Annotated in this window: 16 protein-coding genes; 8 read left to right on the forward strand and 8 right to left on the reverse strand. The window is 64.0% G+C overall.

The genetic code is table 11. From position 1 onward, the window contains the following. Window positions 1–54: 54 nt before the first annotated feature. The 4 genes from AC1RNQ_RS06950 to AC1RNQ_RS06965 form a co-directional block, all read right to left on the reverse strand. Window positions 55–984, reverse strand: a complete 930-nt coding sequence (locus AC1RNQ_RS06950; RefSeq protein WP_493169987.1) for a helix-turn-helix domain-containing protein — start codon at window positions 982–984, stop codon at window positions 55–57. 173 nt (window positions 985–1157) lie between these two features. After that, window positions 1158–1895: an SDR family oxidoreductase gene (locus AC1RNQ_RS06955; RefSeq protein WP_493169988.1), complete on the reverse strand. Its 738-nt coding sequence runs from the start codon at window positions 1893–1895 to the stop codon at window positions 1158–1160. Between the two features lie 2 nt (window positions 1896–1897). Then, window positions 1898–2353, reverse strand: a complete 456-nt coding sequence (locus AC1RNQ_RS06960) for a nuclear transport factor 2 family protein (protein WP_493169990.1) — start codon at window positions 2351–2353, stop codon at window positions 1898–1900. 14 nt (window positions 2354–2367) lie between these two features. After that, on the reverse strand, window positions 2368–2757 hold the full coding sequence (locus AC1RNQ_RS06965) for a nuclear transport factor 2 family protein (RefSeq protein WP_493169991.1): 390 nt from the start codon (window positions 2755–2757) through the stop codon (window positions 2368–2370). 203 nt (window positions 2758–2960) lie between these two features. On the opposite strand from AC1RNQ_RS06965, the gene AC1RNQ_RS06970 reads away from it, so the two are divergent. Both AC1RNQ_RS06970 and AC1RNQ_RS06975 read left to right on the forward strand, forming a co-directional pair. Continuing rightward, window positions 2961–3704, forward strand: a complete 744-nt coding sequence (locus AC1RNQ_RS06970) for a DUF8021 domain-containing protein (protein WP_493170594.1) — start codon at window positions 2961–2963, stop codon at window positions 3702–3704. Then, complete coding sequence (locus tag AC1RNQ_RS06975; protein WP_493169992.1) at window positions 3704–5875, forward strand: PQQ-dependent dehydrogenase, methanol/ethanol family; 2172 nt, start codon at window positions 3704–3706, stop codon at window positions 5873–5875. Before AC1RNQ_RS06970 ends, AC1RNQ_RS06975 begins: the two co-directional genes overlap by 1 nt. A 483-nt stretch (window positions 5876–6358) precedes the next feature. Here AC1RNQ_RS06975 and AC1RNQ_RS06980 read toward each other — a convergent pair whose 3' ends face one another. Beyond that, window positions 6359–7480 carry a cobalamin-independent methionine synthase II family protein gene (locus AC1RNQ_RS06980; RefSeq protein ID WP_493169993.1) on the reverse strand — a complete coding sequence of 374 codons (1122 nt, stop codon included), beginning with the start codon at window positions 7478–7480 and terminating at the stop codon, window positions 6359–6361. A 130-nt stretch (window positions 7481–7610) separates the two neighbouring features. Between AC1RNQ_RS06980 and desA the strand changes: the two genes are divergently transcribed. From desA to AC1RNQ_RS07010, 6 genes are all read left to right on the forward strand, one after another. Continuing rightward, window positions 7611–9005, forward strand: coding sequence for a syringate O-demethylase (gene desA / locus AC1RNQ_RS06985; RefSeq protein WP_493169994.1), 1395 nt, complete (start codon window positions 7611–7613; stop codon window positions 9003–9005). 80 nt (window positions 9006–9085) lie between these two features. Continuing rightward, window positions 9086–9796 (forward strand): nuclear transport factor 2 family protein, encoded by a 711-nt coding sequence (locus tag AC1RNQ_RS06990; protein ID WP_493169995.1) that lies wholly within the window; start codon window positions 9086–9088, stop codon window positions 9794–9796. 5 nt (window positions 9797–9801) lie between these two features. Next, window positions 9802–10200 (forward strand): nuclear transport factor 2 family protein, encoded by a 399-nt coding sequence (locus AC1RNQ_RS06995; RefSeq protein ID WP_493169997.1) that lies wholly within the window; start codon window positions 9802–9804, stop codon window positions 10198–10200. Between the two features lie 10 nt (window positions 10201–10210). Then, window positions 10211–11059 carry a CmcJ/NvfI family oxidoreductase gene (locus tag AC1RNQ_RS07000; protein WP_493169999.1) on the forward strand — a complete coding sequence of 283 codons (849 nt, stop codon included), beginning with the start codon at window positions 10211–10213 and terminating at the stop codon, window positions 11057–11059. 3 nt (window positions 11060–11062) lie between these two features. Beyond that, entirely contained in the window at window positions 11063–11560 is a 498-nt protein-coding gene (locus AC1RNQ_RS07005; RefSeq protein ID WP_493170001.1) for a DUF3237 domain-containing protein, read from the forward strand. A gap of 213 nt (window positions 11561–11773) precedes the next feature. Beyond that, window positions 11774–14104, forward strand: a complete 2331-nt coding sequence (locus AC1RNQ_RS07010) for a TonB-dependent receptor (protein WP_493170002.1) — start codon at window positions 11774–11776, stop codon at window positions 14102–14104. Here the strand turns inward: AC1RNQ_RS07010 and AC1RNQ_RS07015 are convergent. Genes AC1RNQ_RS07015 through nov2 form a run of 3 tightly spaced genes read right to left on the reverse strand, consistent with a single transcriptional unit; the run spans window position 14101 to window position 16951 of the window. Next, window positions 14101–14568 carry a nuclear transport factor 2 family protein gene (locus AC1RNQ_RS07015; RefSeq protein WP_493170003.1) on the reverse strand — a complete coding sequence of 156 codons (468 nt, stop codon included), beginning with the start codon at window positions 14566–14568 and terminating at the stop codon, window positions 14101–14103. The two genes, AC1RNQ_RS07010 and AC1RNQ_RS07015, sit on opposite strands and share 4 nt — an antisense overlap. After that, a complete protein-coding gene (locus tag AC1RNQ_RS07020) occupies window positions 14565–15485 on the reverse strand; it encodes an NAD(P)H-binding protein (protein WP_493170004.1) in 921 nt (306 codons plus the stop codon). The genes AC1RNQ_RS07015 and AC1RNQ_RS07020 overlap by 4 nt, the downstream gene beginning before the upstream one ends. After that, window positions 15482–16951 carry a lignostilbene-alpha,beta-dioxygenase NOV2 gene (gene nov2 / locus AC1RNQ_RS07025; protein WP_493170006.1) on the reverse strand — a complete coding sequence of 490 codons (1470 nt, stop codon included), beginning with the start codon at window positions 16949–16951 and terminating at the stop codon, window positions 15482–15484. The genes AC1RNQ_RS07020 and nov2 overlap by 4 nt, the downstream gene beginning before the upstream one ends. Window positions 16952–17085 lie beyond the last annotated feature (134 nt).

Consider the following 17085-nt stretch of genomic DNA (forward strand, 5'->3'; position numbering starts at 1 on the left):
GACGCCGGCTGGCTTTGACAAACGCGAATAAGTGTTGGACTTTTGCGCAGCCGTTCAGTGGCGCTGTCGATATTCCGACGGCGACAGGCCGAACTGGTCGTGAAAACGGCGGGAAAAATAGGCGCTGTCGGTAAAGCCCACCGAAAAGGCGATCTGCGTCACCGACATGGCGGGTTCCATCGCCAGGCGCTGCGCCGCGCGTGCCAGGCGGCGCGAGGAGATATACCCCACGGTGGTCGTCCCCGCTTCCGCCACCGCCGACTGAAGCGTGCGCAACGAAACCCCGAGTTCGCTCGCCAGCGATGTCGGCGACAGGCCCGGATCGGCGAGCTGTGCTTCGACCACGCCCTTCATGCGTTCGAACAGCAGGTTCCGCGCAAAGGGCACCGATTGTTGCTGCGGATGCAGGCTGGTCGCGAGCATTTCGACGAGCACCGACGCATAGGATTGCCCCATCGATTCATCGAAGTTGGACGCTCCTTCGCGCCACAGCGACAGGAAGAAATTGTGCAGCAAGCGCGTCGTCGCCTGCTTGCCGGAAATGGTCGTGGCGATCATGTCGTCGAGATTGTCGACCCGCGATGCGAGCATCGACCGGCTCATTTCGACGACCAGTATCTGATGATCGCGGCCGACGTCGAAACGATAAGAATCGTCGTCGCTGCAGAGCACCATGTCGCCGGCCTTGAGTTCGGCCACCTTTCCGCGCTGGGTCAGCTGGCATTCGCCCGAATGGAGCAGGTGCGCGACGATCTTTTGCTCGTTGGCGCCGCGCCCGGCGTTGCGCCGCCGGCTGACCACCGCCGCCGCCGATTGCGGCCAGATCATCGTCATGTCGCCGAGTTGCCAGCGCGCCATCTGGGCATGAAAATGCGGCTGCAACGGATCGACGACCAGCCCGCCATAAGTGCCGTCCAGCAACTGGTTCCAGAATTCCAGGCGGTCGCCCATATCGAGCCCGCGCGTCGAAAAACGCTCGATCACCTCGCACCCTCCCTTGTCGTCCGCATCCGGGCCGCAGGTCTTGGCGCCTGCCGATGGGGCGCATGGTAGTATGTGTTACATATTAATTCAAGCTGCACGACGCCAGTCGTTCTGCGGGCTCCAAGCCTCTGTCCGCAATGGAGTTTCGGGGTTTGGCAAGGCGCGTTGCCCTGTCACAGCTCGACGCAGCCGCCATCGACATAAAGGTCGATTCCGTTGATGAAGACGGCGTCGCGGCTCGCCAGGAAGAGGGCCGCACGCGCCACTTCCTCGGACGTCCCCATGCGCCCGATCGGCACCGCCGCCGACAGCATCGCGCGCATATCGGCGACCTCCTGTCCGGACGCACCGCGCTTGAAGATTTCGGTATCGGTCGGCCCCGGCGAAATCATGTTGACGCGGATCCCGCGCGGCAGCAGTTCCTTCGCCAATATGCGGGCAACCGCGCGCAGCCCCGCCTTGGCGGCAGCGTAGGCGACGTTGCCCGATAACGCCATGACCGACCCGATCGATCCGGTGACGACGATATTGCCGCCGTCGCGCATCAAAGGCAGCGCCGCCTGGATCGCGAAAAAGGCGCCGCGCAGATTGACGTCGTGGATGCCGTCCCAAAATTCCTCGGTCACATCGGGGACAGCCGAAAAGCCGCCGACCCCCGCGTTGACGAACAGCACGTCGACGGCGCCGAGCGTCTCGCCCGCTGCGGTCACCGCCGCGACGCTGTCGGCGACCACGCCCATATCGCTGCGCAGCGTCAGCGCACCGAGTTCGTCGGCCACCGCCTCCAGGCTCGCGGGGTTGCGGCCGGTGATCGCGAGCCGTGCACCCTCGGCGTGGAAAAGTCTCGCCGCCGCCAGCCCGATCCCGGCGCTGCCGCCGAGGATCAGCACCGTCTGCCCGTCGAAGCGCATGGTCAGAACATCCCGTTTTCGTTGGCGGATTTTTCGGGCACCGGTTGCACGACATCCCAATGTTCGACGACCTTGCACCCCTCGACCCGCAGGATATCGACCACTGCGATCCCACGGTCGTCGGGGGCGAACTGGCCATGGGCATGGACGGCAACAAGATCGCCGTCGGCGATGATCCGCTTGATCGAATAGCGGATCGCCGGATTGCCCGCCATGAAGGGCTCCAGAAAGGCGATCGCCGCATCGCGGCCGGTCGCTGCCATCGGATTATGCTGGATATAGCCCGGATCGACCCACGTTTCGAACGCCTGGCGCGGCTGTTTGTCGATATATAGCTGGGTCATGAAGCGCGTCGCCACTTCCTTGGGCGGCAGGGTGCACGAGGCCGCATCGGCGGCCGCAGCCGGAGCCGCCACCGCTGCCAGCACAGCGCCGCATAACATGGGGAAATATCGCATCATCGGTTCCTTGCTCAAAACATGCCGTGGGGATTCGGATTGTGCGCGGGGATGTCCTGGATCACATCCCAATGCTCGACGATTTCGCCGGCTTCGCAGCGGAAGATGTCGACCACCGCCAGCCCGGGATCGTCCGGCCAGCGTTCGACATGGACATGGACCATCACCAGATCGCCGTCGGCCATCGCGCGGTGAATCGTCTGCCGCGCGTCGGGGCTTTCGATGCGGACCTTGGCCAGAAACGCCTTCAGCGCGTCCAGGCCCGGCGCGGCAAGCGAACTATGCTGCACATAATGCTGCGGGAGATGCCGATCGACCGCATCGGGGTCCATCGCGATCAGAACCTCGCGGTACATCGCGAGCACGCGATCCAGATTGGCTTGCTCTTCGGCCGCACGCGCCATGGCGCTCCCACTCCCCCAACTCTCTTATTGTAACATTTGTTAGTTTATGCAAGATCGCGGAAAGAGCAAGAGCCGGGATGAGGGTGAGGATGGATCGCGACAATCTATATGCTGTGCTGGACGATTATCTGGCCGCCCTGTCGTCCCGCAATGCGGGGGCGGTGCCATGGGCTTCGGGAACGAAAACGTCTGAAAACAATGTGATGCTGGATCCCGGCGACGGTCTGTGGGGCACGATCGATCGGCTGGGCGACTATCGGTTGCGCTTTGCCGATACCCGCACCGGCGAGGTCGGCTATTTCGGCGTCACCCATGAAGGCCGCGAAGAATCGGGCTTTACGCTGCGCCTGAAAGTCAACGCCGCCGGCGAAATCGAGGAGGCCGAGTCGGTCGTCGTGCGCCAGTCGGACTATGGCATCAAATTCGAGAATCCCCGCTATTGGGACAAGCCGATCCTGAACGCCGACGCCGCGGTGCCGACCCCGCGCGATACGATGATCGCGCTGTCGGACGGCTATTTTTCGACGCTGCAGCAAAATGACGGAACGATCCGCACCAAATTCCACCCCGACTGCAACCGCGTCGAAAACGGCGTGCAGACGACCCGCAACCCCGACTTTGCCAAGATCGTCCCCGTCGCCGCGCTCGGCTGCGAGGAACAGTTCCGCATGGGCAATTACCGCTATGACGACCGGCTGCGCGCGCGGCGCTATCCGCTGGTCGACGAGGAACGCGGGTTGGTGCTCGCCTATGGCTTCATCGATCATTGCGGACGGCTGGTGGAATATCAGCTGACCGACGGGCGCACAGTCCAGTCGCCGGTCCGCTATCCGCACAGCTTCTACATCGCCGAATTGTTCAAGATCGACGATGGCATGATCTGCCAGATCGAGGCCAATTTCATCACCGTTCCCTATCATATGAAAAGTCCATGGAATAACCAGTGATGCGCAAACTGATCCTGATCCTCGCGCTCGCGCTTGCGGGCTGTTCGTCGGCCGATCCGATCGGGGCGGCGGGCGACGACTGGACGACGCCCGGCGGCGACGTCGGCAAATCGCACCATTCGGCGCTGACCGACATCGCCGCATCGAACGTCGGCGAGCTGGGGCTCGCATGGCAGGCCGAGCTTGGCACCAACCGGGTGCTCGAGGCGACGCCCGTCGTCGTCGACGGCGTGATGTACACCAGCGGCCCCGCCGGCCGCGCCTATGCCTTCGACGCGGCGACGGGCAAGCCGCTGTGGAGCTTCGAGCCCGAGATCGACATGCAGGTCAACCGCACCGTGTGCTGCGACATGGCGAACCGCGGCGTCGCGATCGCGCGCGGCAAGGTCTTCGTCGCCGCGCTCGATGCCAAGCTCTATGCGCTCGATGCGAAGACCGGGCGGATCGTCTGGCAGGCCGACACCGTCGACGACAAGCAGCGCGGCATCAATTCGACCGGCGCCCCCGAAGTCGCGGGTAATGTCGTGGTCATCGGCAATGGCGGCGCCGAATATGACGTGCGCGGCTATGTCAGCGCTTACGATCTCGATAGCGGCAAGCTCGCGTGGCGATTCCACACCGTCCCGCGCGACCCGAAGCTGGGGCCGCAGGACCACCCCGACCTCGAGGCGGCGGTCAAGACCTGGGATTCCGACAGCCGCTGGGACATCGGCGGCGGCGGCACGCCGTGGGATGCGATCAACTTCGATCCCGACACCGGCTATGTCATCGTCGGCACCGGCAACGGCGGCCCTTATCACACTTCGCGGCGCAGCCCGAAAGGCGGCGACCAGCTTTATCTGGCCTCGCTCGTCGCGCTCGATGCGAAGACCGGACGGGTCAAATGGCATTACCAGCAGACGCCGGGCGACGACTGGGATTTCACGTCGACCCAGCCGATGATCCTGACACGGATGACCATCGAAGGCGAAGAACGCCCGGTCATTCTCCACGCGCCCAAGAACGGTTTCCTCTACATCATCGACCGCCGCGACGGAAAGCTGCTGCGCGCCAATCCGATCGTCCGCACCAACTGGACCAAGGGGATCGATCCGAAAACCGGCCGGCCCGTTCCCAACCCCGATGCCGCCGATTATGGGACCGCGCCCAAGATCGTCTTTCCCGGCACTCCCGGCGCGCGCAACTGGCATCCGGGGAGCTATGATCCCGTAACCGGTCTCTATTACGCGCCGGTCCTCGACATCGGCAATCTGCTGTTCATGACGCCGGGCCAGAAGCCGCTGGCGCGCAAGATGCTGAACAATGATGCGGCGCTGATCTTCAGCCCCGATATCGAGGCCGCGCTGCCCACCCTGCCCCCCGCGATCGCAGCCGCGGTCAAGGCGCTGCCCGCCTATGCAGAGGTCCAGCGCCAGCCGTTCGTCTCCGAACTGCGCGCGATCGACCCGCTGACCGGCAAGACGGTGTGGGCGAAACCGATGGGCGGATGGCAGGATCGCGGCGGCACCTTGTCCACCGCGTCTGGCCTGCTGTTCCAGGGCAATATCGCAGGTCAGCTGCGCGTCTTCGAGGCCAGGACAGGCAAGCTGCTCCGAAGCATCGAGACCGGATCGAGCATCCTTGCCGCGCCGATGACCTATCGCATCGACGGCGTGCAATATGTCGCGGTGATGGCGGCGTGGGGCGGCGGCGGTTTTCCTTATGTCCCGCGCTATTCGGCGGCGTATCAGCGCGGCAATCTGGGCCGCATCCTGGTGTTCAAGCTTGGCGGCGGGCCGGTGCCCATCCCGCCCGCGCTGCCGCCGCTGGAGGTCGCCGCCGAAGCCCCGCCGCAGCTGCCCGGGACGACCCCCGCCACGGTCGCGCGCGGCCGCGGGCTGTTCTTTGCCAATTGCGCGATGTGCCATGCCAACCAGCACCGGTCGATCACCCCCGACCTGCGCCGGATGCAGCCGGGCACGCATCAGGCGTTTCGCCAGATCGTGCTCGAAGGATTGCTGTTGCCGAACGGCATGCCGCGCTGGGACGACCGGCTGTCGCCCGCCGACGCCGATGCGATCCACGCCTATCTGATCGACGCGCAGGCAAAGACGCGCAAGGACGAGCTGGAAAAGCAGAAACGCGGCATCGCACTCGACGCACCGAGCCTGGCGATCCTGTCGAGCTACTGATCGGGGTCGGTCTTGTTTTTCAGGTGATTGTCGGCTTTGGAGTGGGAAGCTGCCATTATCTTCTTTCGTCATCCCGGGTTGGATCCGGTCGGTACATGGACCGCGTATTCATTCCAAAGTTCAGGAAAGTTCAGCCCTATGCGCGCCCCGGTTTGGACCTCGCGGCGTGCTGGGCGCGCCCGGCACGGCCCCGCCGTGGTCGCACCGGCACGCCGGACAGCGACCGCTTTATCCACCAAATGAAAGAGCCGGATGAAGGCTGGCATAGCCGGATAATGTAGGAAAGACTTATTTGAAGGCGACGCCTGCTTTGGGGTGGGCTCCAGTCATTCCCCTCCCTTCCAGGGAGGGGTTAGGGGTGGGTGCGAGCGTAGCGAGTTGCTGTAGAGCGCCGCCTTCGGCGGCTACCCACCCCCGACCCCTCCCTGAAAGGGAGGGGAGAAGCAACGGCAGCTTCCGGTCGTTAGCGGCCACCGCCCCATATCACCCCAGCCGCGCGTCGGCGATGTCGGCGCCTTCGCGCAGCGCCGCCAGCTTTTTCCAGGTCACCGCCGGATCGATCTTGCCATAACCGGCAAAGGTGCCGAAGCCGCAGTCGGTCGAGGCGATCACGCGATCCTTCCCGACGATGCCGGCAAAGCGTTCGATCCGCTGCGCGATCAGTTCGGGATGTTCGACATAGTTGGAACAGGTGTCGATCAGCCCCGGCGCCAGGCGCTTGTCGCCCGGGATGCGCGCGTCGGCCCAGATTTTCCATTCATGCTCGTGGCGCGGATTGGCCGCCTCGAACAGGATGGTCGCCGGACGCGCCGCCAGGATGATGTCGATCACCCGCTCGAGCGGGATGTCATGATCGTGCGGCCCTTCGTAATTGCCCCAGCAGATATGCATTCGCAGCTGTTCGGGCGGGATATTCGCGGTGGCGGCGTTCAGCGCCTCGACATTGGCGGCGGCGATGCGCAGAAATTCGTCCTCGCTCGCATCCTGATATCCGGTGTGCCGCGACATGGCGAGGTCGGGGCAGTCGAGCTGCAATTGAAACCCCGCCGCCGCGATCGCTTCATATTCAGGCCGCATCGCGGCGACGAGATCGGCCAGATAGGCGTCGTGGCTCGGATAATATTGGTTGGGCTGGAACGCGGTAATGAGCCCGGGCGAGGCGGCGTTCATGAACGCCTTGACCGGCCTGTCCGCAAGGGCTCCACGAAACCGCCGGATATCGTCGTGACAGGGGGCAAGGTCGACCAGCTTCACCGGGCCGATACAGGCGGCGCGGACGAATTCCTGGTCGCCCATCACCATCGCCAGTTTCTTGCGAAACTCGGGCAGGGGCGCCAGGTCGAGCGCGGGCTTGCGCGGCACGTCGCCGCCGAAGCCCGACAGGCGCTCGGTCATATAGGTCGAATAGCCGACCTTGCCGAGCTCGCCGTCGCTGACGACCGACACTCCGGCCGCGATCTGCCGGTCGACCGCGGCCGCGACCGCGTCCTGCACTGCCGCGTCGAACTCGGCGGCGTCATAAGCGTCGCCATGATCGCGTGCGAGCAGCAGCGGTACCAGTTGATCGCCGCGCGGCAGGCTGCCCACATGGGTCGTCTCGATCATCGCCGCCTCTCCTATTTTGTATGTATCACATACAATCTATGTTGACATTTTTTATATGCGTCACTTACAATCTATGGCACATGGTTTGGCAAGCCCGAATCTTGCCGAGAATGAAATGGGAGAGCGATCGATGACCAAATCCCTCGAGGCGAGGCTGGCCGGCGCCGGCAATCTGGTCGACATGCTGCGCAATCAGCAGGTCGGCCCCAATGTCTATCCGGGCGTGCCCGCGGAATTTTCGAACTGGCGCAGCGAACAGCGCGCCTGGGCGCAAAGCTGCGTGCTGTTCAACCAGAGCTATCACATGGCCGAACTGATGGTCGAGGGGCCCGATGCCTTTGCCTTTCTGAACGGGCTCGGCATCAACAGCTTCAAGGGATTTGTCCCCGACCGCGCCAAGCAGTTCGTGCCGGTCAGTCCCGACGGCTATGTCATCGGCGACGTCATTCTTTTCTATCTTGCCGAGAACAGGTTCAACCTCGTCGGACGCGCGCCGACGCTCAACTGGCTGATGTTCCACGGTGAAACCGGCAGCCATGACGTCACCCTGACTTATGACGAGCGCACCGCGGCGCGTCCCGACCCCGAAAACCGGCGCCATTACCGCTATCAGGTCCAGGGCCCCAATTCGGCCAAGGTGATCGCCGATGCGACCGGCGCGCCCGCCCCCGACCTCAAATTCTTTCACATGTGCCGGATGACGATCGGCGGCAAACAGGTCCATGCGCTGCGCCACGGCATGGCCGGTCAGCCGGGCTATGAACTGATGGGACCGTGGGAGGACCGCGACGCCGTCCACGCCGCGCTGGTCGAAGCCGGCAAGGCGCATGGCATGGCGCTGGTCGGCGGGCGCACCTATTCGTCGAATACGCTGGAATCGGGCTGGATCCCCTCGCCGCTTCCGGCCGTCTATACCGGCGAGGCGATGAAGCCCTATCGCGAGTGGCTGACCGACCGCCATTATGAGGCGAATTGCTCGGTCGGCGGCAGCTTCGTTCCGGGCAGCGTCGAGGGCTATTATCTGAGCCCCTGGGATTTGGGCTATGGCCCGTTCGTCAAGTTCGACCACGATTTCATCGGCCGCGAGGCGCTCGAGAAGATGGCGGCCGGACCGCACCGCAAGAAGGTGACGCTGGCCCTCGACAATGCGTCGGTGACCGACGCGATCTACACCCAGTTCGAAAAGGACGGTCTGCGCGCCAAATATATGGAATTCCCCAGCGCGGTCTATTCGATGCACCCGTTCGACCGGGTCGAGGTCGATGGCCAGCTGATCGGCCTGTCGACATGGGTCGGCTACAGCGCCAACGAAGGGCGGATGCTGACGCTGGCAATGGTCGACGAAGCTTATGCCGAACCCGGCACTGTGGTCGACTTCATCTGGGGCGAACCCGACGGCGGCACCACCAAGCCGACGGTCGAGCCGCATCGCCAGGTGACGATCAAGGCGATCGTGTCGCCCGCGCCTTATTCGGAGGTCGCGCGCACGGTTTACGCCGAAAGTTGGCGCACCAAAGCGGCCTGAACACTGGGAAAGCTGACCATTGGGAACAAGGCGGCCAGCCGAGACGATAATGACGGCCGCCAATATTGGGAGAAACGAAAATGACCGAACTTGCTGCCCTGGCCGCGCGCGTCGACCGGCTGGAACATGAACTGGCGATCCAGCAGGACATCCACCAGATCCGCCGCGTCCAATACAGCTACGGCTTTTTCATCGACAAATCGCAATATAATGAGGTGGTCGACCTGTTCGCCGACGACGGCGACGTCTGGTTCCTGGGCGGAATCTACAAGGGCAAGGCCGGGGTTCGCCGCCTCTACATCGAACGCTTCCAGACGCAGTTCACCCAGGGGCACAACGGCCCGCGCTATGGCTGGCTGCTCGATCATCCGCAGCTGCAGATGGTGATCGACGTCGCCGACGACCGGAACACCGCCAGGGTGCGCGGCCGCTCGATGATGCAGGCCGGCCTGCACGACAGCGCCGAAGGCCAGCCGCGCGCCTGGTGGGAAGGCGGCATCTACGAGAATGACTATGTCCGCGAGGATGGCGTGTGGAAGATCAAGGCGCTGCGCTACTTCCCCTTCTGGCACGGCAGCTTCGCCGACGGCTGGCAAAAGACGCCGATCGACTTCATTCCGATGGCGACCACCTGTTTTCCGACCGATCCGCTTGGCCCCGACGAACTGATCACCCCGACCCCGCGCCTGTGGCCCGCGACCGACGTGGTGGAATTCCGCTATCCGCACCCCGTGACCGGTGCACCGATCGTCAGCGACAACAGCCGCGCCCGCGAAGGCTTCAAGGACTGACCGGCGTGGCCCCCGTCGCCCGCATCGTGGCCGAACGCGCCTGCGAACGGCTCGTGCTCGACTATGCCGCGCTCAACGATGCGGGCGACTGGGAAGCCGTCGCCGCCCTCTATATCGAAGACGGCCGGATGAGCCGTCCGACGGCGCCCGACGACTTCATTGAAGGCCGCGAGGCCATCCTTGCCGCCTTCCGCGCCCGGCCGCCGCGCACCACGCGCCACATCTGCGCGAATATACGCGTCACGCTCACGGGCGATGACGAAGCGCGGGTGGAAAGCCAGATCCTTCTATTCACGGGGTCCGGCCCGCCGCCGCTGGTCGGCAGTTACAGCGACCTTTGCCGCTGCACCACCGATGGGTGGCGCTTTGCCGAACGGCGCGGCAGCCTGGATTTTCCGGCATGACGGGGAGAGGATGATGATGGTATCGACCGAACTCTTGGCGTGGATCGACTATCTGCAGCCGAGCTCACGGATCAACCGTCGCTTCTGGGCACCCGGCGCCGAACTCAACACCGGGACCTATGCGCCGCACGAGGTGGCGGTACGCAACGCCCGCCTCGCCGGTCCCTTCACGCTCGACGAGCATGGCTTTGCGCTGGACCGCTTCCCCACGGCGATAACGGACTGGGAAGCGAATTACGGCGCAGACAGCCCCTATGCGCGCGAGATTTGCGCCATCGCAGCGGCGATGAGCGGCGCCGATCTGGTCGTGCCGATGGGCGGAATGACCCGCTCGTCAGGACTGACCGGCGCGCATGTCCAGCCGCCCGCGGCGGAAGCGCATGTCGATTTCACCGAACGCTCCGCCCACAAGCTGGCCGAGCGTATTTACGCCGCCCAGCGGCCGGACGGCGCGGGCTATGACCGCTTCATCTGCTTCTCGATCTGGCGTGCGCTGTCGCCGCCGCCACAGGACATGCCGCTGGCGCTGTGCGACGGCCGCTCGGTGCGCGACGACGAAGGCACCCACAACACCAAGGTCGACGTCGACGAACTGCCGACCGGCGACGCGATCTTCGCCGACGTCCCCGGCGAAGAGGATATGCTGGCGGCAACCATCTTCCACTATTCGCCCGACCATCGCTGGTGGTATTTTCCCGATATGACCGCCGACGAGGTGATCTTCATCAAATTCTACGATTCCGATCACAGTCTGGCGTGGCGAACGCCGCACACCGCGTTTCGCGATACCAGTCGCCCCGACGCCATCGAGCGCCGCAGCATGGAATTTCGCGGTGTCGCCTTTTTCACCAGGGATTGACCGATGACCTTTTCGACGATCGACAAGCCGCATCTGGAATTCGCCTTCGAATGCCGGCTGATGTTCACCCGCGTCTTTGCGGTTCCCGGCATCCATCTCGGCGGCTTCCGTTCGGCGGTGCTCGTCGATGAAGGCAGTTTCGAAGGCCCGCGCATCCGCGGCCGGGCGATCCCCAATTCGGGCGGCGACTATGCCCATTTTCGCGACGACGACACCGCGGTCTTCGACGCGCGCTATCTGCTCGAAGTCGATGACGGCACGATCATCTATATGCAGAACAAGGGCTTTTTATGGGGCCGCAAGCCCGACGCGATGGCGCGGCTGCGCGCCTGGGCGTTCGAGGGCGGCCCGCCGGTCGCGCATGAGGATTATTATCTGCGCGGCCAGCCGATCTTCGAAACCCCGAAGGGCAAGCACGACTGGCTGACCCGCCATGTCTTCGTAGGCGTCGGCGAGCGCAAACCCGACGGCAATCTGCTGCGCTACTACGCCCTCACCTGATCCGCCACGATGCGCCCCCGCGCACTGGCCGGCGGCGAGCACCGCATTGTATGCGGGGCAATAATGGCGATCGTTATTAGCTATAGCTTATAGCAGTTGGCGACATCCGATTTCCCACGCGCCAGCCCCCTGCCTAGCTGGGACGCTGCAACAATCGAATGAGCACCGCGCCGTTCCGGCTCGGATGCTCGTCGGCCGACAGGGAGAGAGACGATGAAAAAGCAAGGCAATGCGCCCATCCGCGCCATTTTGCTGGGTACGGCTTCGGGGCTGCTGGCGCTGGCCGCGCCGGCCGGGGCGCAGGAGGCGGAAGCGGATGCGGAGGAAGCCGCCGACTCCGGCGAGATCGTGGTCACGGCACAGAAGCGCGAGCAATCGCTGTCCGACGTCTCGCTCTCGGTCTCCGCCGTCGGCGGCGACCAGTTGGCGAACTCCCAGACGGCAGGTATCGAATCGCTTCAGAATCTGGTGCCGAGCATCAGTTTCGGTAATGATTTCAACTTCGCCAAATTGTTCATTCGCGGTATCGGCCTGTCCAGTTCGCTGCCCGGCGTCGACCCGTCGGTCGCGCTGCATGTCGATGGCGCCGTCGTCTCGCTCGCCCAGGCACAGCTCGGATCGATGTTCGACCTTGAACGGGTCGAGGTTCTGCGCGGCCCGCAGGGCACGCTCTACGGCCGCAACGCGACCGGCGGCGCGGTCAATCTGATCACCGCCAAGCCGACCGACGAGCTCGAAGGCTATGTCCGCCTCACCGTCGGCGGCGACGATCTCAACCTCGTGGGAGAAGCCGCGGTCGGCGGCCCGCTGACCGACAATATTCGCGGCCGCATCGCCTTCCGCGCCGTCAAGCGCGACGGCTATGGCATCAACGAGCTGACCGGCAACGACATCGACAATGCGAACCAGTTCTCGACGCGCGCGCATCTGGAGTTTCTGCCGTCGGAAACCGTTTCGATCCTGCTGACGGGCGAATATCACAGCGAGGACGATCGCTCGCTCGCGATCAAGTTTCGCGAAGTCTCCTTTCCCGGCGTGCTGACCGACGGCAACCCGGCGAATGACGGCCTCAGCGCGCTCGGCCAACGCACCAATGCCGACGGCAGCCAGGCATCCTTCTCCAGCAATCCGCGCAATCTTCGGACCAACTTCGACCCGATCAACGACCGCAAGCAATGGGCGCTGACCGGCGCGATCACAGTCGAAGCAAGCGATGCGGTCACGCTGAAATCGTTGACCAGCTACCGCGATTTCGAGGCGATCTTCTTTCACGATTTCGACATGTCTTCCTATGTCGGATACCCGCTCGCGCAGACCAGCGCCCTGCGGACGAGCGCCAATCACTGGCAGCCCGTATTCCAGAAGCAATTGTCGCAGGAATTGCAGGCCAACGTCGATACCGACAATTTCAACGGCGTCTTTGGCCTTTTTTACCTCGACGAGAAGATCAATGTCGAAAATCACATCGGCTTCGATGTCCTGACCAACACCGATCCGTTCCGCGTCCAGTTCGACGGCCAGCTCGACGTCAAGACATGGGCCGCCTTTGCCAATTTGACCTATAGCCTGTCGGAGCAGTTCGCGATCAAGGCCGGCGCCCGCTACAGCTGGGAGAAGCGCCGGCTGCGCAACAACAGCGGGGTCGGCACCGCGGCGACGGGCTTTGTGCTCGATCCGCTGCAATGGGACGTCAGCAGGTCGTGGGACGATTTTTCGCCGTCGCTCGGCGTCGAGTTCCGGCCGTCCGACCAGATGCTGATCTATGGCAACTGGTCGCGCGGCTTCAAAAGCGGCACGGCTGAGATCGGTTCGACGCGGCGCTTGTCGCCGACGCAGGCCGAACCCTTCGTCGACCCTGAAAAGGTCGAAGCGTTCGAAGTCGGTGCGAAATACGACGGCGACGCAATCAACATCAATCTCGCGACCTTTTTCCAGCGGCTGAAGAACGGACATTTCTCGCTGACCCGCCCGATCCCCACGCCGCCGTTTTTTGTCAGCGAACTCAAAAACGCTGCGCAGTCGGAGGCCTATGGTGTCGAACTCGAACTGCTGTGGCGCATCACGCCAGCCTTCAGGCTGCAGGGCTCTGCCGCCTACCTCCATTCCGAATTCACCAACTTCTTTTCGAGGGATCCGCTCAACCCCGCGCTGTTCGGCCCGGGCGGCGGCGCAGTTCCGGATTCGGACCTGTCGGGCAACAAGACGCGCATGTCGCCCAAATGGAGCCTCAACCTCAATCCGTCCTATGAAGTCGTGCTGGGCAATGGCGGCAGCCTGACCTTCGGTGGTAATTTTGCCTATCGCAGCAAGCAATATCATACCGAGTTCAATGACGACCGACTGGCACAGGACGGCTATGTGATGCTCGACGCCAATATTCTGTACGAGGCACCGGACGGCAAGTTCACGACGAACCTTTGGGTCAAGAACATCACCGACGAATTCGTCTATGCTGGCAGCTTCTCCATCTCGACCAGCCGGGCGATCGGCGGCACGCTGATGCCGCCGCGGACCTATGGCGTCACGCTGGGATATAAATTTTAGGACTGGCCGGTCCGGCCTCCTTCGGGGGGCCGGGCCTTCGTCCTCCGGGCGCTGCCGGCATCTGTGAGCAGCGGCGCGAGGGCGCATTCCACCTGGGCGATCTTGCCGTCGTCGATCGTGTAGAGAATGAACTGGCGCAGTTCCTGGACTTCGCCTTTCCCGATCGGGAAAAACTGGTCGAGCCCTTCCGCCGCCAGCGCCGCGGCGTCGAGATCGCAAAAGGCCTCCAGCCGGACAACCGCATCGACCGCCGTGAGCGTATCGCTCGCCGCAAAATTGCGCACATGGACGCTTTCGGTCACATGGCTGTGCAGGAAGCCGTAGAATTTCTTGAGCGCCGCGCGGCTGTCGATGCGGACGCCGAAAAACTCCATGCGGATCGGTTCGTGATAGAAATCGGCGACCGCGTCATAGTCGCGCGCGTTGAACGCGGCCAGATAGCGGTCGTAGTCGGCGCGGTTCATCGCCCGCCTCCGCGCAGCATATCGGCATTGTCCTCGATCAACTGGCGCACGCTGCGCGGCTTGCGGCCGGTCAGCCGCTCGACATCGTCGGTACAGATGTCGAGAAAACCCTCGCGGATCGCCCGTTCGAAACTGACCATGTCGTCGCTGTTCCACGGAAGGCCGGCGACGCTCTGGTCGTCGACCGGTTCGCGCGGGACTCCCATCGCATCGAACATGGCGTACATGCCGTCGTCGTCGGTCTCGACCAGTTCGATCGAACAGCCGAGAACATCGTCGAGTATCGTCGCGACCTCGGCGAAATTCTCGCGGTTCGGGCCGGTGATCCGATAGACCTTGTTCTCGTGCCCCGGCGTCGTCAGCACCGCGACCGCGCTATCGACGCAATCCTCGCGCCACACCATCGCCTCGCGCGCGCCGTTCGTGCTCGTGAGCCAGACGCCCGAGGCGATGAAGCCGGGCGCGGCGTTGAGGATCATCGCATCGGCATAATGGGCATCGCGCAGCATCGTCCACGCCATGCCGCTCGCCTCGATCAGCCGTTCGGTTTCGCGGTGATCGACGGTGACGATGGCGGGATTGGCCTCATCGATATCGACGAAGCTGGTATAGGCGATGTGCCCGACCCCGGCGGCGACCGCGGCATCGATCGCCGCCTTGTGCTGCACGACACGCGCCCCGACGCGGGTGCCGGAGATCAGCAGCATCTTGTCCGCGCCGCGCACCGCCGCCGCCAGTGAATCGGGCTGGTCGAAGTCGCCGAAACGCACATCGCATCCCTGCGCGGTGCGGCCGGCGAGCTTCTCCGGACTGCGCGTGATCAGGATCAGGTCGGACGCGCGACCCATCGCCACCAGCTTGTCGGTCGCCAGCCGCCCATATTGGCCCGACGCCCCGGTGATGACGATCTTGCTCATGCGACGGCCGCCAATTGGGCGGCGCTCACCCACCAGCCATGCACCTGCGGCCGCAACCGATGCGGGATGTGCACCCGCGCGACCGGACCGGCGGCGATGTTGCCGGCGTCGATGATCCAGCATTCATGCGCGAAATCATCGGACCCTATCTGGCGATCGACGACCGCGACCAGCCAACCCTCCTGATCGGCCCGGGCAGCCGGCACATGTACGGGTTCGTTGATGCTGTGCGCCGGGGGCAACGCCAGCGCCTGCGGCGGACCGCCCGCGAAATCGAGCCGCAGGAGCATGTTGAACATCGCCCCGACCGGCCCGCCGACGACCGGCGGCCCGCGCATTTCGGGGTTCATCGTCAGCATCCAGCCATGGTCATAGGACCGCCCCTGGCGCGCGGCGGGGATGATCGGAAAGTCACCCGGCGGCCCGACGACGGCCTCGACCACCGCATCGGAGCCGCCCGCATAGTCCACCGTCCAGCGCGCCAGCCGGCCGTTCAGTTCCCATTGCTGGAGCGCGATGCCCGATGCCTCGCGGATGAAGGGAAAGGCGTTCGAATCCGACAGGCACTGGTCGAAATGGATCCGGCCCTGCCCGTCCTCGAACGCGCCCATCATATGATAGCAGGAAACCCCCTTCGGCCCCCGGAACCAGCGCAGTTCGGACACATCGCCATAACGCGGCATGACGCCGAGCCAGCTATCGACATCCGGATGATGGACCCAATGCTCGCCCCCCGCCTTCAGCCGGTCAAGGTCGCAGCTGGTCGGATAGATCGGGAACAGCACGTAATTTTCGGTGATCGCAAAATCGTGCATCATCGAACAATAGGGTGCGTCGAACCATTGCTCGCGCGTCAGATTGCCTTCGCGGTCGACGATGAAATAGGCGAGCTTGGTCGACGCCAGCCCGTCGGCTTCATAGCCGAACATGAAAAGCTCGCCGCTTTCGGGATCGATCCGCGCATGGGCGGTGACCGTCTGCGACTTCAGCTTGCCCCCGAAATCATAGGAGCCGAGCGTCTCCAGACTGTGCGGATCGACGCGATAGGGCCGCCCATCCTCCTTGGCCAGCAACAGCCGGCCAGCGTGCCAGATCGGCGTCGTGTTGGCGACGGTGCGGTCGAGCCCCGCGGCGCCGGGCTTGTCGGTAAAGGGATTGCGATATTTGCCGAACAGTGCCTCGCCCGCCGCGGCCTCGGCACGGTGGCGCTCGGTCTCGACATAGCGGATCGAGAAGCTCGCCTTGCCATCCGCAAAGCGGATCGCCGAGATCATGCCGTCGCCCGACAGGATCGCGCCCGCGTCCTCCATGAACGGTGGAAAGGCGGGATCGGGGACCGCGCGGAAAAAGCAGCCTTCGACCTCGGCGGGAATATCGCCCTCGATCGCCAGATCGGGAAGATCATATTCGTCACCGAGCGGCCGGTTGAGTCCGACATAGTTCGGATGCGTTGGAAACCCCGACATCGCCCTCTCCATTTATAACAATTGTTATTGTTGTGCCGGAATGGAAGACGGGATGCAAGGGTTGTCAGGCGCGCCACCGGGCTGCCATCCACATTTCACCGCCTCAAGCGGATGGACCCGACGGCCTGCCCAAC

Source organism: Sphingopyxis sp. GW821-FHT12F08 (assembly GCF_058806755.1).

What these genes read in the sequence shown, in the direction of transcription:
- desA (WP_493169994.1), top strand. Translation starts at nt 7,611, where the DNA reads ATGACCAAATCCCTCGAGGCGAGGCTGGCCGGCGCCGGCAATCTGGTC.
- AC1RNQ_RS06960 (WP_493169990.1), bottom strand. Translation starts at nt 2,353, where the DNA reads ATGCGATATTTCCCCATGTTATGCGGCGCTGTGCTGGCAGCGGTGGCG.
- nov2 (WP_493170006.1), bottom strand. Translation starts at nt 16,951, where the DNA reads ATGTCGGGGTTTCCAACGCATCCGAACTATGTCGGACTCAACCGGCCG.
- AC1RNQ_RS07005 (WP_493170001.1), top strand. Translation starts at nt 11,063, where the DNA reads ATGACCTTTTCGACGATCGACAAGCCGCATCTGGAATTCGCCTTCGAA.
- AC1RNQ_RS07010 (WP_493170002.1), top strand. Translation starts at nt 11,774, where the DNA reads ATGAAAAAGCAAGGCAATGCGCCCATCCGCGCCATTTTGCTGGGTACG.
- AC1RNQ_RS06970 (WP_493170594.1), top strand. Translation starts at nt 2,961, where the DNA reads ATGCTGGATCCCGGCGACGGTCTGTGGGGCACGATCGATCGGCTGGGC.
- AC1RNQ_RS07015 (WP_493170003.1), bottom strand. Translation starts at nt 14,568, where the DNA reads ATGAACCGCGCCGACTACGACCGCTATCTGGCCGCGTTCAACGCGCGC.
- AC1RNQ_RS06975 (WP_493169992.1), top strand. Translation starts at nt 3,704, where the DNA reads ATGCGCAAACTGATCCTGATCCTCGCGCTCGCGCTTGCGGGCTGTTCG.
- AC1RNQ_RS06965 (WP_493169991.1), bottom strand. Translation starts at nt 2,757, where the DNA reads ATGGCGCGTGCGGCCGAAGAGCAAGCCAATCTGGATCGCGTGCTCGCG.
- AC1RNQ_RS06990 (WP_493169995.1), top strand. Translation starts at nt 9,086, where the DNA reads ATGACCGAACTTGCTGCCCTGGCCGCGCGCGTCGACCGGCTGGAACAT.
- AC1RNQ_RS07020 (WP_493170004.1), bottom strand. Translation starts at nt 15,485, where the DNA reads ATGAGCAAGATCGTCATCACCGGGGCGTCGGGCCAATATGGGCGGCTG.
- AC1RNQ_RS06955 (WP_493169988.1), bottom strand. Translation starts at nt 1,895, where the DNA reads ATGCGCTTCGACGGGCAGACGGTGCTGATCCTCGGCGGCAGCGCCGGG.
- AC1RNQ_RS06980 (WP_493169993.1), bottom strand. Translation starts at nt 7,480, where the DNA reads ATGATCGAGACGACCCATGTGGGCAGCCTGCCGCGCGGCGATCAACTG.
- AC1RNQ_RS07000 (WP_493169999.1), top strand. Translation starts at nt 10,211, where the DNA reads ATGATGATGGTATCGACCGAACTCTTGGCGTGGATCGACTATCTGCAG.